General features: G+C 33.9%; 2 protein-coding genes and 1 pseudogene. All 3 read right to left on the bottom strand.

The annotated features are described in order from the left end of the window. A pseudogene (locus ACFOSE_RS07675) lies at positions 1–201 on the bottom strand (hypothetical protein); the annotation flags it as partial. A gap of 43 nt (positions 202–244) precedes the next feature. Then, positions 245–496 (bottom strand): bacteriocin-type signal sequence, encoded by a 252-nt coding sequence (locus ACFOSE_RS07670; RefSeq protein WP_380432185.1) that lies wholly within the window; start codon positions 494–496, stop codon positions 245–247. Between the two features lie 689 nt (positions 497–1,185). Beyond that, positions 1,186–1,468 (bottom strand): LPXTG cell wall anchor domain-containing protein (locus tag ACFOSE_RS07665; RefSeq protein ID WP_380432184.1); only part of this gene is annotated, 283 nt, incomplete at its 5' end.

Below are 1,468 nucleotides of genomic sequence, written 5' to 3'. Positions count from 1 at the left end.
CAATTGAGAATCGAACAAATCATACTGGCTTATAATTTGAGATATTTTGAAATTAACTAGCACCACGAGTAGTATTAAAGTAATAATAATCAAAAATAGATTAGAAAATATTCCTTCCCCACTATTAAACGGCCAAATCATTAATAAATTAGCCATAACATTCAAAGATGAACAAAAAATAAACGACCATCTTTTTGTCATTATTGATACCTCAAATTGATTGAAAATACTATAATCAAATTATTCATCTAATGTTGGTTGCTGCACCGTAACCTATCATTCCTCCTGCAGCCGCACATGTAAGTAAATAAGCAACACCAAGTCCCCAACAAATTGAACCAGAAACTGCACAGATTCCCATTGTTGCAGCACCATAAGTAGCAACACCAGAAAGTATAGAATCCACACCATCTCCAGCTTCTACAGTAGAGAGGAGTTGGCTATCTGCCATTTCAAAATTATCAAGAGTCATTGAGTCTAACGTTACTGTATTCATAAGACATCCTCCTAAAATTTCATAGCAAGTTTATCAAAAAAATAAGAACAATTTAGTACTCTCTAAGGCTAGCTTGTCATAAACTCACTACAGTTGACAAAGAGCCTTAAAAACGAGCAAACCCAGTTTGGAAATGCTCGGTTTCTATTCCATACTTTATAACAGCGACAAAACAACCAGAAAGGTATGAAATGTATAAACACCATATAAGATAAAGCAAGATTTAGCTTGAAGCCAAATCTTGCTAGGGAATTAGCTGTTGCTCACGAAGTATACTTCTATTAGCCATTTGTAGTACCATTCGCACTTAGTTTTATTGGAGAAAAAACACAAAGATCCTTTAAATTTTATATTTTACCATATTACTTAAATTTTCTATTATATCTGTCAGGTCTTCCTTAAGCAAAAAATTATTCAATAATATTGCTGAACAAGACTATCTATTTACTGCAAAAATATCAATAACTTTTGTTCTAATAAACACGCTAATCAATTGTTGCTTAAAACTGCTTCCATTTATTTCACCCTATTCTTTCAGGGTAACGACGTGATTGAGGCAATCCTTCCCTTCATTAATCAAAAAAAACACAGAAAATGTTGATTCTTGAAATACATCAAGCTAACATCTTTCTGCGTTTTTATACTGGCTAGTTTTTACCTAGCCTCATTAAATTTGGATAAGAAATATCCTATTTTTCACTATCATCCTTTTTCCTAAGGCCAAAAATTCCAAATGCTGTTAAGAGAAGCCCTAAACTTGTCAAAAATCCAAAATCTGAATCGCCTGTTTTTGGCAATGTTTTTACATCTGACCTAGTTTTAGGGATTGGAGTTTCAGCTTTAAGTTCAGCCACAGATACAGATAAAGAATCACTTTCGGCTCTCATGGAAGGAGAAGGATTGATTTCTGGCGCGCTGCTGTCCGCAACTTTCGGATTCTTATCATCAACGTCTAAAATCCCATCGTTGTCA

Origin of the sequence: Streptococcus dentapri, from assembly GCF_042649885.1 — a bacterium.
Lineage (GTDB): Bacteria > Bacillota > Bacilli > Lactobacillales > Streptococcaceae > Streptococcus > Streptococcus dentapri.
The sequence above is the reverse complement of the archived record's forward strand: the minus strand, read 5'-3'. Positions and strand labels throughout refer to the sequence as shown.

Bases quoted from the DNA above. Each gene is read 5' to 3' on its own strand.
- ACFOSE_RS07670 (WP_380432185.1), bottom strand. From the start codon at position 496: ATGAATACAGTAACGTTAGACTCAATGACTCTTGATAATTTTGAAATG.